Consider the following 14,017-nt stretch of genomic DNA (forward strand, 5'->3'; position numbering starts at 1 on the left):
CCCTCTCATCTCATATGTATGAGTTGAAAGGGGGTTCTAACACTTCTTTTTTAAACTCGGCGTTTGGCAGAGGCGTGCGGCTTTTTAGACCTTGGTGAACCGAGAATTTCGCTCCAAATAATTCCTTGCACAACGTTATCCTTATTTATGACAGGGTTTGCTTTCGTGCGCTCATTCTGACTGTTTTTCGAGTCAGTCTGAATTTCCGCTTGAATTTCATCTGCCGCTGAGCCAATTTCATTTCCAAGTTCGCTCATTTCACTTTTTACTGAGTGATATCTTGTTTCTATTGTATCAATCGCTTCTTTCATTCGTTCTTTAGCTTCCGGCTTAGTTTCGGTCTGTTCAATTGACGGTACAGGGACAGATGCGGCAGTTGCTGGGTTTTCCTTTTGCCTTCGCTGTTGTTTTCCCTTCTTTTTTTTGCCGAATAAGGATGATAAAACAAAGATAAGGCCTGCAATAACTAATGGATTGCTAAGAATAAATTCAACTAAGTCCATTCGTCAGCACCTCCTTTATCGAGCTTTCCCTATTTATTATCATGATCCGGCTGATCTTTTGATAACTTTCCGATTGAATCTCTCATATCTGTATCTGCATTGATGTTTTCAAAATTCATATAGTCCATGACGCCAATTTTCCCATTTCGCAAAGCTTCAGCCATTGCAAGCGGGACTGTCGCTTCCGCTTCCACTACTTTCGCTCTCATTTCCTGTGTTTTTGCATTCATTTCCTGCTCTAGGGCTACTGCCATAGCACGGCGTTCTTCAGCTTTTGCCTGGGCAATTTTCTTATCAGCCTCAGCTTGATCTGTTTGAAGGATAGCTCCGATATTTTTGCCGATATCAACATCTGCAATATCAATCGAAAGAATTTCAAAAGCAGTTCCGGAATCTAAGCCTTTATTCAACACTGTCTGAGAAATCATATCAGGATTTTCAAGGACTTTTTTATGATTGCTTGAAGAACCGATTGTACTTACAATGCCTTCACCTACACGGGCAATAATCGTTTCTTCGCCGGCTCCCCCGACTAACCGCTCAATATTTGCACGGACCGTAATACGTGCTTTGGCCTTTACTTCAATTCCATCCATTGCTACACCGGCGATAAACGGCGTTTCAATAACCTTAGGATTTACACTCATCTGAACGGCTTCTAATACATCACGCCCTGCAAGGTCAATCGCTGCGCAGCGCTCAAAAGAAAGCTCAATATTCGCACGCTCTGCGGCAATTAAGGCATTAACTACCCGGTCTACATTACCGCCCGCTAAATAATGACTCTCAAGCTGATTAATCGTCACACCAAGTCCAGCTTTATGAGCTTTAATTAACGGATTGATAATTCGATTTGGGCTTACACGGCGAAGCCTCATTCCAATAAGAGTAAAGATGCTGATTCGAACTCCCGCAGCAAGTGCTGAAATCCACAGAGTAATCGGTACAAAAGTAAATAAAACACCTATTAATATAACTCCAATAACAATTAACCCTAACGTTAAAAGCAATGACGGATCCATTATACTCCTCCTTGTATTAAAGGATTTCTCTCACGACAACACGTGACCCTTCAACTTTAACAATCTTAATCTTTTGATCTTTTGCTATATACATTCCTTCTGTAACAACATCGATTCGTTCATCATCTATGAGGGCTGTTCCTGATGGTCTCATGGATGTGAGAGCTATACCAGTTTTCCCGATCAGCTCCAAACGATTCCGATTTGAAACATACCCGCTTTCAGTATTTGTAGAATCACGCAAGATTAGTTTCTTAAATATATTCATACGTTTTCCAAACACCTTTACAAATATGATGGCTGCCGTTACGGCAACGAGTAATGCCACAACTAATGAAAATGCCATATATGCAATATCATCAGTTGCTATAAAAAAGCTCAATAGGATGGCTCCAAATCCAATAAAGCCTATAATGCCGCCGGGAACAAAAAACTCAGCGGCCACAAGAATTAAGCCAACGATAAACAAAATTACGGTTTCGAGTCCGGCAAGCCCTGCTATATAATGCCCGTAAAAGAAAAGAAAGAGGGATGATAAGCCCATAAAGCCCGGAAGACCAAAACCAGGACTGTATAATTCAACGATAAGTCCAAGACTTCCAATTGAAAGCAGGATTGGTATCACAATTGGATTGGTCACAAATCTTGCAACTTTCTCAGCAAAGCTAACCTCCATTCCAATCACTTCGGCAGAACCTAAGTGTAGTGCATTTAACAAACTGTCCAGGTTTTCAGCAATGCCTTCTGCATAATTTACCTCTACCGCCTGCTCTGCGGTCAGAGTCAATAGATCACCCTTGCCTGCTCCATACTCAGGAAGGTCCACATCAGGATCAGCCATAGCAAGTGCGTATTTTGAATCTCTGTTATTTTGTTCTGCTGATTCTTTCATTTCAGCCAGCCAGAGGGATTCTGCTTTCTTATCAGCCGTATTGCCTTCTAAATCAATAATAGCAGCAGAGCCCATCTTAGCTCCCGGAACCATGTAAATTTGATCAGCATTCAAAGCGATGTAAGCTCCGGCAGACAATGCCCTTTTATCAATAAAAGCGGTTACAGGAATATCTGATGCTCTAATTGTGTCCGCAATTTCAAGTGCAGCATCAACCGCTCCGCCCGGAGTATTTATATCGAGAATAATGTGGTCGGCATTTTCTGCTCTTGCTTCCTTAAAAGATCTTTTAATAAATTGTGATAAGCCTTTTTCAACGGTTTCTTCAATTGGTATGACCGCTACTTTTTCAGAAGCATTATCTGCAGCGGGCATATACGAACTGCCAAACAGGGAAAGAAACAAAACAAATCCAAATAATATATGAAACAAACGGTTATGATTGCTTATCAATTGAATCGAAAGCCCCCTTTCAATCGTAAGGTGTATTTGTAATACGTTTCATCTTAAGTATAGGTTTCGTTTTTATGAAAAATTCTCATTAGAAATGTGGAACCGACTATTCAGAGCCTGGCCGAGGGGCAAGGAGGTGGAACTGGACAATACAGAAAGCGGAAGCGCCCGTTTAGCTCCGACAGTCAGAAGAGGCTCAGTGGAAAGTCCGGGTTTGACTTTTCAGGCTGAGACGTTCTGGCCGAGGAATTGGGCGGTGGAGCTGGACAATGGGAAAAGCGGAAGCGCCCCGTTTAGCTGCTTTTCTTATTTATCCACTTTTTTTGCATTTGGCTTAAATGATCTTTTTTCAGCTAAATTTGATACGATCTGTTTTTTTCATTTAAACCATAAAAAACACCTTGTTCAAATGAACAAGGTGCTTTCCGTCTTTTTATGATAGCTGTCCAGCTACAGTTTTATTGACAAGCGCGCCATCTGCCTTACCTTTTACCTTAGGCATGATCGCAGCCATAACTTTACCCATGTCTGCTTTAGAAGTTGCATTTACTTCTGCAATTGTTTCTTTCACAATAGCTTGAAGCTCTTCTTCCGAAAGCTGTTTTGGCATGTATACAGTTAAAATATCAAGTTCAGCCTGTGTCTTTTCAACTAAATCTAAGCGATCAGCTTTACTGAATTCCTGGAGGGAGTCTTTACGTTGCTTTAATTCGCGAGAAAACACAGTCAGTTCCTCTTCAGCAGACAACTCCTGTTTACCCAGCTTGATGCCTTCATTTTGTAATGAGGCTTTCACCATGCGGATAACAGCCAGTTTGTCCTTCTCTTTGTTCTTCATCGCTTGTTTCATATCTTGATTCAAACGCTCAAGAAGACTCATAAATCCACCCTCTTTAGAATTTGCGTTTTCTAGCAGCTTCAGACTTTTTCTTACGTTTTACGCTAGGTTTTTCATAGAATTCGCGCTTTCTTGCTTCTTGTATAGTACCGCTTTTTGATACTGTACGTTTGAAGCGACGAAGAGCGTCCTCAAGCGACTCGTTTTTACGAACGACCGTTTTTGACATTCTTATTCCCTCCCTCCGAATACAACCAATCGACATCATCTGTTTAATAAACATGTTTAAAGAAAACATGTACTTTGCAATTATAATATAACGTTTCGCCGAGGTCAACTTATATAAAAAAAAGTTCTTAACTTCGTGCATTCCCCCCCTAAATTTCAGTCATGCAGCAGGGCGCTTGTCCATATATTTTTTAATAAGAGGTGATTTGATGGGGGCTGCAGGCTTTTTCTTGCTTTACTTAATTGTTTTTTTAGCAGGTATGCATTTGCTGAAAAAAGGTCTGTCCATTCTATCCGGACATGCAATGAGAAACTGGATATATACTTGTATTAATCATCCTGTCAAAGCTTTTATAGCTGGAATCATATTCACGGGCATTCTGCAAAGCAGTTCAGCTGTGATGGTAATTGTTATAGGCCTTGTTTCAGCTGGAGTCATCTCGTTTAAACAGACGATTGGAATTATTCTTGGAACAAATATCGGCTCTACTTTCACTACACAATTAATCGCTTTGGATATTGGATCTTTGATTCTTCCCCTTTTCATTATAGGATTTCTATGTCTTTTACTGGGAGCTGTCTTTAAAAAAGAAGCGCTGATGCGAATTTGTGCTGTTTTTATGGGGCTAGGCGCACTTTTTTCAGCGATGGCAGGGTTTGGCCGGCTTGCTTATCCGCTATCCGAGCTGAATCTAGTTAAAGAGTTATTGCTGTACACAAATGAACACTCTTTTGCAGGAGTTCTAAGCGGGACGGTTTTAACAGCAATTATTCATTCAAGTGCAGCCACTGTGGGCATTATTATGAGTTTTTTAAATGCCGATATTCTTACGCTCAGTGCAGGCATTGCTTATGTTCTTGGAGCTAATATCGGCACTTGTATTACAGGCATGATGGCAGCAGCCGGAGCCAATCAAGAAGCAAAGCTGACCGCCTATGCACATGTATGGGTAAATGTAATCGGTGTAGCCGCATTTTATCCTTTCATTTCACATTGCAGTGCGGCTGTTCAAACTTTATCTTCACAGCCTGATATGCAGCTGGCACACTTCAGTCTGATTTTTAATGTCATCAGTTCACTTGCATTGCTGCCTTTTGCAAATGCATTCGGCAGTTTCGTTGTTTCATTTTCAACTTTTTTTAGAGAGAAATAAATAAAGACTGCCGAAAAAAATTCAGCAGTCTTTTATAGTCAGGAATTAATAATCAGAGTTTGAAACTTCACCTTTAACAATTGAAATTCCAGCACTAGCACCGATGCGAGTTGCGCCAGCTTCCACCATTGCGAGCGCTCCTGCGCGGTCACGAACGCCGCCTGAAGCTTTCACTCCAACATCAGGTCCAACTGTTTTGCGCATAAGAGCGATATCCTCGACAGTTGCTCCGCCAGTTGAAAAACCAGTAGAAGTTTTAACAAAATCCGCTCCGGCTTTAACTGATAATTCGCAGGCTCTTACTTTTTCTTCATCTGTTAAAAGACATGATTCAATAATTACTTTAGTAAGCGCTTTTCCTTTAGCTGCTTCTACAACAGCACGGATATCGCGCTCAACAAGCTCATCATTTTTATCTTTTAATGCGCCGATGTTGATTACCATATCAACTTCTGTAGCACCTTTTGCAATTGCATCTTTTGTTTCAAATGCTTTTGTTTCAACTGTAGTCGCTCCGAGAGGGAAACCGATTACAGTACAAACTTTTACGTCTGTTCCTTTTAGCAGAGCAGCCGCTGTTTCAATCCAAGTTGGATTTACACAGACAGATGCGAATTTATATTCCTTTGCTTCTGCGCATAATGTTTCAATTTGAGCCTTTGTTGTTTCTGGCTTTAACGCTGTATGGTCAATCATACTGCCAATATTTACTGACATATGTAGTACCCCTTTTCCATTTAATTAGTCGTCTGACCTCTTACATCTTAACATTTCCCCCAAAAAAATACGAGTACAAACTTAATTTACACCAGTAAAATAATTCTAAACCTGTTTTAAAAGAAAAGTGCATTCCCTCTGTTTAAATATAAAAATAAAAAACCCGGTCTTTATCGACCAGGTTAAGAGATATTTCGCATACTTTCAGCTGCCGGTTCATCTTCCATGACACGTACAAACTGTCCTTCCGAGTACGGATAGCCAGCTTTAGTCATTTTCACCTTCACAATTTTCCCGACCATTTCTTCTGTTGCAGGGAAAACAACTTTCAAATAATTATCCGTATATCCGACATAAAGACCGCTTTCAGGATCTTCTTTATATAGTTCCTCAGGGATAACCTCAAGAACTTCGTCTTCATAAACAGATGCGTATTCTTTGGCAAGCTGATCGGATAGGGCAATCAGCTGATGAACACGTTCATTTTTAATTTCCTCATCCACTTGGTCATCCATTCTTGCAGCAGGTGTGCCTGTCCGTTTGGAGTAAGGGAAAACATGAAGCTCTGAGAATTTGTGTTCTTTAATAAAGTTATATGTTTCCATGAATTCTTCATCCGTTTCACCAGGGAAACCAACGATAACGTCAGAAGTTACAGCAAGCCCTGGCAAAGCTTGTTTCAGGCGTGCTAAACGCTCAGCAAAGAATTCCATTGTGTATTTACGTCGCATTCTTTTCAATACAGTATTTGAAGCTGATTGAATCGGGATATGCAAATGGCGGACAATCTTATCTGACTGATCAAGCACTTCAATGACTTCGTCTGTAATTTGACTTGCCTCAATGGACGAGATTCTGATGCGCTTTAAACCATGAACCTGAGTGTCCAGATCACGAAGCAGCATAGCGAAGTTGTAATCCTTCATGTCTTCGCCGTATCCTCCTGTATGAATTCCTGTTAATACAATTTCTTTGTAGCCTGCATCAACAAGCTGCTGAGCCTGTTTAATGACTTCTTTGGGGTCACGGGAGCGCATTAAGCCGCGTGCCCACGGAATGATGCAGAACGTGCAGAAGTTGTTGCAGCCTTCCTGGATCTTCAATGATGCACGAGTACGGTCTGTAAATGCCGGTACATCAAGTTCTTCATAAACTCTGGCCTTCATAATATTGCTGACGCCATTGATGGGCTGTCTTTCGTTCTTAAATTGCTCAATATAGTCAAGCATTTTAACACGGTCAGACGTACCTACTACTATATCAACACCCGGAATCGCCATAATTTCAGCAGGAGACGTTTGAGCGTAACAGCCTGTTACACAAATAACCCCGTCCGGATTTTTTCTAATTGCACGGCGAATGACCTGACGGCTTTTTTTATCGCCTGTATTCGTTACTGTACATGTATTTATGACATAAACATCAGCTTTACTTTCATATTCAGAACGATCATAGCCTGCGTCCTTGAATAACTGCCAGATAGCTTCTGTTTCATAATGGTTTACTTTACAGCCAAGTGTATGAAATGCTACGGTTGGCATGGTAATCACCTCGATAATTCAAAATAATAAGAAACGGCAGATAAAACATATAGCGGAGCCGTTTCCGTCCGTAAGATTCTCGGCCCGAGTCCGCAGGCTTTAAAACCTGCATTTGTCAGCTGTTCTATTTCTTCTTCCGTTAATCCGCCTTCTGGTCCGAATACTACCAGAATGGATTGACCTGGATTACTTTCATTTAATGCTTTCGCAAGATTGGAAAGTTCCCCGCTTTTAGCTGATTCTTCATATGCCACGATTTTCAGATCATATGAAGCAGAACGATGAATAAGTTCCTTCCAGCTGCATGGCTCAAAGACGTCCGGGATTAAGTTGCGGTAGGATTGTTCAGAAGCCTCTTTCACAATCTTTCTCCAGCGCTCCACTTTTTTAACTGCTTTCTTTGCATCAAGCTTTACAACGGAACGAGCAGCATTAAAAGGGATAAACGAAGCAGCACCAAGTTCTGTGCCCTTTTGAAGTATCCATTCCAGCTTATCCCCTTTAGGCAGCCCGCTCGCAATCGTGACTGATACTGGAAGTTCATGATCAGCAGTCTGCCATTCAATAATCCTGCATACTGCTGCATCATCATTTACTTCTTCTATTTCACAAAGCGCTGCCTGTCCATCTGAAGTACAGCAAATCAGTTTGCTGCCGGGCTTCATACGCATAACACGGGAGATGTGATGAACATCGTCTCCCGTGATTGTCATTCTGGATGTTAAATTTTCTTTTTCCTCACTTATAAAATAACGCTGCACAGATGAGCACCTCTTATTTCTTTCTTGCGATAAAGGCCACCCAGTCTTCCATAACAACTGTTTCTTCAATCTCAAATCCAGCCTCGATTAAACCGTTTTTAACCTCTGCCTTTTTATTGAGAATGATTCCAGATGTGATGAATAAACCGCCTTGTTTCAGAATCTGATTTGCATCGTGGACAAATCGCAGAATGACTTCAGCCAAAATATTAGCAACGACTACGTCTACAGGACCTTGAATTCCGTTCAGCAAATTATTTTGAGATACTGTGACTGCCTGGTGCACTTTATTTAATTTTGTATTTAAACGTGCGCTTTCTACAGCAACAGGATCTAAATCCAGTGCCTGAACCTGCTTTGCTCCAAGCATTGCAGAGGCAATGCTTAATACTCCTGATCCTGTGCCGACATCTACTACTAAATCGTGTTCTTTTACAGAGCGTTCTAGCGCCTGAATACAAAGAACAGTTGTAGGATGAGTCCCTGTGCCAAAAGCCATACCCGGATCAAGCTCAATAATCAGTTCATCAGAATGGACAGGTGTATAAGTTTCCCATGTCGGAACGATCGTAAATCGCTCCGAAATCTTTACGGGATGATAATACTTCTTCCACGCAGTCGCCCACTCTTCATCATTAACTTCACTGATTGAGATATCATTCTTCCCTAAATCGATATCATGAATAAGCAGGTTATTTACAGCTTCTTTAATCTCTTCAACTGTTTCACCAAGGAAACTGTTTACCGGCAGGTATGCTTTAATAATAACACCTTCATCAGGATAATCATCAGAATTGAGGTGGTAGATTTCTCCATACACACTTTCGCGCTCTTTTAATAGATCCATTTGATCTTCAATGACGACACCGCTTGCTCCGGCCTCATGCAAAATATTCGAAATTGGTTCTACCGCTTCTTGTGTTGTATGAATACTTAATTCGGACCATTTCATTCTACCAGCTCCACTTCTGTTTATTCACCCTTGAATGCACGCTTCACTTTATCAAAAAAGCTTTCTTCGTGCTCATCTGGTCTTCCCCCGCTCATTTCAGCAAAATCGCGAAGGAGCTCTTTTTGTTTTTCTGTAATATTTGTAGGCGTTAATACACGAACGATAATGTGCTGATCACCCTGTCCGTAGCCTCTCACATTGGCGACACCTTTTCCCTTCATGCGGAATTTAGTGCCCGTTTGCGTTCCGGCCGGAACCTTCAGCTTCACTTTACCGTGCAGAGTAGGCACTTCAATTTCATCACCTAAAGCTGCCTGCGCAAATGTAAGCGGCATTTCACAATAGATATCGTCCCCGTCTCTCTCAAAGAACTCATGAGATCTCACTTGGAATACAACATATAAATCACCGCTTGGCCCTCCGTTAAATCCGGGTTCACCTTGTCCGGAAACTCTTAGCTGCTGGCCATCATCGACTCCTGCTGGAATTTTAACAGAAATCTTTTTACGCTTTTGAACTTTGCCGGCTCCTCCGCACGTTGAACATTTATGTTTAATCATTTTGCCCGTTCCGCTGCAATGATGACAAACGCGGCGGTTAACAATTCTGCCGAATGGCGTGTTTTGTTCAACATTCAGCTGTCCGGATCCGTTACAATGTTTACATGTTTCAGGCTTAGTTCCAGGCTTTGCTCCAGAGCCGTCACATGTATCACATGTTTCCTCACGCGGAATTTCAATTGTTGTATCCTTGCCGAATACTGCATCTTCAAAAGACAAAGTCATCGTATATTGAAGGTCTGCACCTTGTCTTGGCGCATTTGGATCTCGTCTTCTGCCGCCTCCAAAGATCGAACTGAAAATATCGTCAAAACCGAATCCTCCGCCAAAATCAGATCCCCCAAATCCCTGATTTGGATCAGTATGTCCAAATTGATCATACTGTGCACGCTTCTGATCATCGGTCAGGACCTCGTAAGCCTCTGAAATTTCTTTAAATTTATCGGTTGCATCCGCATCCTTGTTGATATCAGGATGATATTGTTTAGAAAGCTTGCGGTACGCTTTTTTCATTTCATCCTTTGTTGCGCTCTTACTTACTCCAAGCACTTCATAGTAATCACGCTTGCTCATAATTTCTCACTCCCGAATTCTCACATAAAGTAAATTGTATCACTCGATTTAGCCTGATTGCAACATATTGTTTAAGTATAGAAGGTGTTTCCATACCCGTAATCTATTCAATCTTTTCTGATAGGTCATTTCTTTACTCATGAAAAAAAGTCAAAGTCAAGACAAGCCTGACTTTGACTTTCCTTTTGCGGGATGAAGTCACTCATTTCCGCTCAGTATTATTTTTTATCGTCGTTTACTTCTTCATATTCAGCATCAACTACATTGTCATCTTGTTTAGCGCCTGCTGCACCTTCAGCACCTTGTTGCTGTTTTGCAGCTTCTTCATACAATTTCATAGATAATTGCTGAACGATTTCTTGAAGCTCATCTTTTTTCGTTCTGATTTCTTCAAGCTCATTTTTCTCAATAGCAGCTTTTAATGCATCTTTCGCTTCGTTCGCTTTTGCAACGTCAGCTTCGTCTACTTTACCTTCAAGATCTTTAAGAGTCTTTTCAGTTGTGAACACTAGCTGATCTGCTTCATTGCGAAGTTCAACTTCTTCTTTGCGCGCTTTATCTGCATCTGCATTTTCTTCTGCTTCTTTTACCATGCGTTCGATTTCTTCATCACTTAAACCTGTTGAAGATTTAATTGTGATTGTTTGTTCTTTGTTTGTGCCTAAATCTTTTGCACGAACATTTACGATACCGTTTTTATCAATATCGAATGATACCTCAATTTGCGGAACTCCACGCGGAGCCGGAGGAATATCCGTTAATTGGAAACGGCCTAATGTTTTATTATCTGCAGACATTGGACGCTCACCTTGAAGAACATGGATGTCTACAGCTGTTTGGCTGTCAGCAGCCGTTGAGAACACTTGTGATTTGCTTGTTGGAATCGTTGTGTTGCGCTCAATTAACTTCGTGAACACGCCGCCCATTGTTTCAATTCCAAGTGAAAGTGGTGTTACGTCAAGTAAAACAACGTCTTTGACGTCACCTGTGATAACGCCGCCTTGAATTGCTGCTCCAAGTGCTACAACTTCGTCCGGGTTAACACCTTTTGATGGCTCTTGGCCAAGCTCTTTTTTGATTGTTTCTACAACAGCAGGGATACGAGTAGATCCGCCAACAAGGATTACTTTATCAATTTCATTTTTAGAAAGACCTGCATCTTTAAGTGCCTGGCGAACAGGACCCATTGTTCTTTCAACTAAATTAGATGAAAGCTCTTCAAATTTAGCACGTGACAATGTCACTTCCAAGTGAAGAGGTCCAGCTTCTCCAGCTGTAATGAACGGCAATGAAATCTGTGTTGAAGATACACCTGAAAGATCTTTCTTAGCTTTTTCAGCAGCATCTTTCAAGCGCTGAAGAGCCATTTTGTCTTTTGAAAGGTCGATGCCGTTATCTTTTTTGAATTCTGAAACAAGATAATCAATGATTACTTGGTCAAAATCATCTCCGCCAAGACGGTTGTCTCCAGCAGTTGAACGAACTTCGAATACTCCGTCTCCAAGTTCTAAAACGGATACGTCAAATGTGCCGCCGCCTAAATCGTAAACAAGAATTGTTTGATCTTGATCTGTTTTATCTAAACCGTAAGCAAGTGCTGCTGCAGTTGGTTCGTTGATAATACGCTCAACTTCAAGTCCTGCAATTTTACCTGCATCTTTAGTTGCCTGACGCTCAGCATCATTGAAGTATGCTGGAACTGTGATAACAGCTTTTGTAACAGGCTCGCCTAAATAGTCTTCTGCATATGCTTTTAAGTGCTGAAGGATGATTGCAGAGATTTGCTGAGGAGTATTCTCCTTGCCTTCTACCTCTACTTTATAGTCCGTTCCCATATGTCGCTTGATGGACATAATTGTGTTTGGATTTGTAATAGCCTGGCGTTTTGCAACTTCACCAACCTGGCGCTCGCCATTTTTAAATGCTACTACAGAAGGAGTTGTGCGGTTGCCTTCTGCATTTGGGATAACCTTAGGTTCTCCGCCTTCTAATACTGCAACACATGAGTTTGTTGTACCTAAATCAATGCCGATAATTTTCCCCATCGTAGAAACCTCCTAATATGTAAGTTATTGATTTACTTTAACCATAGCTGGTCTGATAATGCGGTCTTTTAATTTGTAGCCTTTTTGGAATTCTTCAATGACAACATTGGATTCATATTGATCATCTTCTACCTGCATGACTGCCTGATGAAGATGCGGGTCAAACGGCTGGCCTTCTGCTTGAATGGCTTCAATTCCTTCATTTTGCAGAGCCTGCACCAGCTGGCGATAAACCATATCCATCCCCTGTAATAAGGATTGTGTTTTTTCGTCATCCGTATCTATTTTTAACGCTCTTTCAAAATTATCAAGAGCTGGCAGTATTTCGGTAATCAGATTTTGAGAACGATATTTTTGAGCAGCCTCAAGATCAAGCCTTGCTCTTCTTCTGAAGTTATCTAGATCTGCCTGTACGCGGTACATGCGATTTTCAGTTTCACTAAGCTTTGCTTCAAGCTCTTCAATCTTAGCTTTGGCTGCAGATAACTCATCAGATTCCTGCGCTTGTTCAGCTTGTGTTTCAGAATCCATTGATTCGCCTTCTTGGTTTACCAATGTTTCTTCTTGTTCAGAAGCTGTTCCATTTTCTTTTAAGGTTTCTTTTGCGTCGTTAGTCAATTTCTTTCACCTCCCTTAAAGTGCAAAGCCATGGAAAGGGAGCGGAAAGCAATTTTCCGCTCTCTTACAATATGGACAATGTTTTTATGAGTGATACAGATTAGTTAAGGCTTTGGACATATCTTTTGTGACTCTCTGGAGCAGACTGATAACACGGGAGTACTCCATTCTTGTCGGACCAAGAACCGCAATCCGCCCTATTTGTTTATTATCAACTGAATAGGTTGCAGTGATCAGACTGCAATTTTCCATGGCAATGTTCTGATTTTCTTTGCCAATCTTAATTGTAATCCCTGAATCATAGGCCTGCAGAATATTATATAATTCCTGCTCTTCTTCAATCATTGTCAAAAGCGTTCTGACACGTGAGATATCATTGAATTCCGGCTGGCTTAACATATTTGTTTTCCCGCCGAAATATATTTTTTCATTTGCGTTCATCGTAAATGTTCCGGATAGAACTTTCATGATGGAATCATAGTTTTGAATATGGTTCCTAAGCAAGTTTACAATTTCTTTGTATATTTTGTCATGCAATTCGACAATCGGAACATTAAATAATCGCTCATTTAATATGTTAACCATTTTTTCAATATCCTGCGGATCAATTGTACCTGGAAAAGAAATAGTTCTATTTTCAACATGGCCCGTATTTGTCACAATAATTGCAACAGCTGTATCTTCACTGATTGGAACGATCTGAATTCGTTTCAGCCGATTTTCGTTTACTTTAGGACCAAGAATAATGGACGTATAATTCGTTAAATCCGAAAGAATCTGAGCGGACTTCTGCACTACTTTTTCAAGTTCAAATATACGTTCTGTAAAGACAGATTTAATTGTAACAACATCCATATTCGTCAGTTTCTGCGGAGCAAGCAAGTGATCCACATAATAGCGGTATCCTTTCTCCGAAGGAACTCTGCCTGATGAACTGTGAGTCTTTTCAATGAAGCCCATTTCTTCAAGATCTGCCATTTCATTTCGGATTGTTGCAGAACTGAATGTGATCGATTCCTTCTTAGACAATGTTCTTGACCCTACCGGCTGAGCAGATTGAATAAAATCATCAACAATGACCTGAAGGATTAAAAGCTGACGATCTGTTAACATTATCATCACCTCTGTTAGCACTCTGTATGCGCGAGTGCTAAATCTAT

Annotated in this window: 15 protein-coding genes; 2 read left to right on the forward strand and 13 right to left on the reverse strand. The window is 41.0% G+C overall.

All coding sequences use genetic code 11. The annotated features are described in order from the left end of the window. Window positions 1-50: 50 nt before the first annotated feature. Genes K8L98_RS17915 through K8L98_RS17925 form a run of 3 tightly spaced genes read right to left on the reverse strand, consistent with a single transcriptional unit; the run spans window position 51 to window position 2,840 of the window. Window positions 51-503 carry a hypothetical protein gene (locus K8L98_RS17915; protein WP_223436792.1) on the reverse strand — a complete coding sequence of 151 codons (453 nt, stop codon included), beginning with the start codon at window positions 501-503 and terminating at the stop codon, window positions 51-53. Between the two features lie 29 nt (window positions 504-532). Then, on the reverse strand, window positions 533-1,525 hold the full coding sequence (gene floA, locus K8L98_RS17920) for a flotillin-like protein FloA (RefSeq protein WP_223436794.1): 993 nt from the start codon (window positions 1,523-1,525) through the stop codon (window positions 533-535). A gap of 16 nt (window positions 1,526-1,541) precedes the next feature. Then, a complete protein-coding gene (locus K8L98_RS17925; RefSeq protein WP_420828879.1) occupies window positions 1,542-2,840 on the reverse strand; it encodes an NfeD family protein in 1,299 nt (432 codons plus the stop codon). Window positions 2,841-3,006: 166 nt separating this feature from the next. Between K8L98_RS17925 and K8L98_RS17930 the strand changes: the two genes are divergently transcribed. Then, window positions 3,007-3,309, forward strand: coding sequence for a hypothetical protein (locus tag K8L98_RS17930; protein ID WP_223436796.1), 303 nt, complete (start codon window positions 3,007-3,009; stop codon window positions 3,307-3,309). On the opposite strand, the gene K8L98_RS17935 is transcribed toward K8L98_RS17930, so the two are convergent. Together K8L98_RS17935 and rpsU are read right to left on the reverse strand one after the other, a co-directional pair. Next, entirely contained in the window at window positions 3,304-3,750 is a 447-nt protein-coding gene (locus tag K8L98_RS17935; RefSeq protein WP_070875428.1) for a GatB/YqeY domain-containing protein, read from the reverse strand. The genes K8L98_RS17930 and K8L98_RS17935 overlap by 6 nt on opposite strands. A gap of 13 nt (window positions 3,751-3,763) precedes the next feature. Further along, window positions 3,764-3,937: a 30S ribosomal protein S21 gene (gene rpsU / locus K8L98_RS17940; RefSeq protein ID WP_015595024.1), complete on the reverse strand. Its 174-nt coding sequence runs from the start codon at window positions 3,935-3,937 to the stop codon at window positions 3,764-3,766. A gap of 208 nt (window positions 3,938-4,145) precedes the next feature. On the opposite strand from rpsU, the gene K8L98_RS17945 reads away from it, so the two are divergent. Continuing rightward, on the forward strand, window positions 4,146-5,090 hold the full coding sequence (locus K8L98_RS17945) for a Na/Pi symporter (RefSeq protein WP_223436798.1): 945 nt from the start codon (window positions 4,146-4,148) through the stop codon (window positions 5,088-5,090). A gap of 45 nt (window positions 5,091-5,135) precedes the next feature. Here K8L98_RS17945 and deoC read toward each other — a convergent pair whose 3' ends face one another. From deoC to hrcA, 8 genes are all read right to left on the reverse strand, one after another. Beyond that, window positions 5,136-5,807 (reverse strand): deoxyribose-phosphate aldolase, encoded by a 672-nt coding sequence (gene deoC, locus K8L98_RS17950; RefSeq protein ID WP_223436800.1) that lies wholly within the window; start codon window positions 5,805-5,807, stop codon window positions 5,136-5,138. A gap of 182 nt (window positions 5,808-5,989) precedes the next feature. Beyond that, window positions 5,990-7,348: a tRNA (N(6)-L-threonylcarbamoyladenosine(37)-C(2))-methylthiotransferase MtaB gene (mtaB, locus tag K8L98_RS17955; protein ID WP_223436802.1), complete on the reverse strand. Its 1,359-nt coding sequence runs from the start codon at window positions 7,346-7,348 to the stop codon at window positions 5,990-5,992. Window positions 7,349-7,353: 5 nt separating this feature from the next. Continuing rightward, a complete protein-coding gene (locus K8L98_RS17960; RefSeq protein WP_223436804.1) occupies window positions 7,354-8,109 on the reverse strand; it encodes a 16S rRNA (uracil(1498)-N(3))-methyltransferase in 756 nt (251 codons plus the stop codon). Window positions 8,110-8,122: 13 nt separating this feature from the next. Beyond that, window positions 8,123-9,061: a 50S ribosomal protein L11 methyltransferase gene (prmA, locus tag K8L98_RS17965; RefSeq protein WP_223436806.1), complete on the reverse strand. Its 939-nt coding sequence runs from the start codon at window positions 9,059-9,061 to the stop codon at window positions 8,123-8,125. A 20-nt stretch (window positions 9,062-9,081) separates the two neighbouring features. Continuing rightward, a complete protein-coding gene (gene dnaJ, locus K8L98_RS17970) occupies window positions 9,082-10,194 on the reverse strand; it encodes a molecular chaperone DnaJ (protein ID WP_223436807.1) in 1,113 nt (370 codons plus the stop codon). A 218-nt stretch (window positions 10,195-10,412) separates the two neighbouring features. After that, window positions 10,413-12,239: a molecular chaperone DnaK gene (dnaK, locus tag K8L98_RS17975; protein ID WP_223436809.1), complete on the reverse strand. Its 1,827-nt coding sequence runs from the start codon at window positions 12,237-12,239 to the stop codon at window positions 10,413-10,415. 24 nt (window positions 12,240-12,263) lie between these two features. Beyond that, window positions 12,264-12,857, reverse strand: a complete 594-nt coding sequence (grpE, locus tag K8L98_RS17980; protein ID WP_223436810.1) for a nucleotide exchange factor GrpE — start codon at window positions 12,855-12,857, stop codon at window positions 12,264-12,266. 84 nt (window positions 12,858-12,941) lie between these two features. After that, window positions 12,942-13,970: a heat-inducible transcriptional repressor HrcA gene (hrcA, locus tag K8L98_RS17985; RefSeq protein WP_223436812.1), complete on the reverse strand. Its 1,029-nt coding sequence runs from the start codon at window positions 13,968-13,970 to the stop codon at window positions 12,942-12,944. Window positions 13,971-14,017: the final 47 nt, after the last annotated feature.

Origin of the sequence: Metabacillus dongyingensis (genome assembly GCF_019933155.2) — a bacterium.
GTDB classification, from domain to species: domain Bacteria; phylum Bacillota; class Bacilli; order Bacillales; family Bacillaceae; genus Bacillus_P; species Bacillus_P dongyingensis.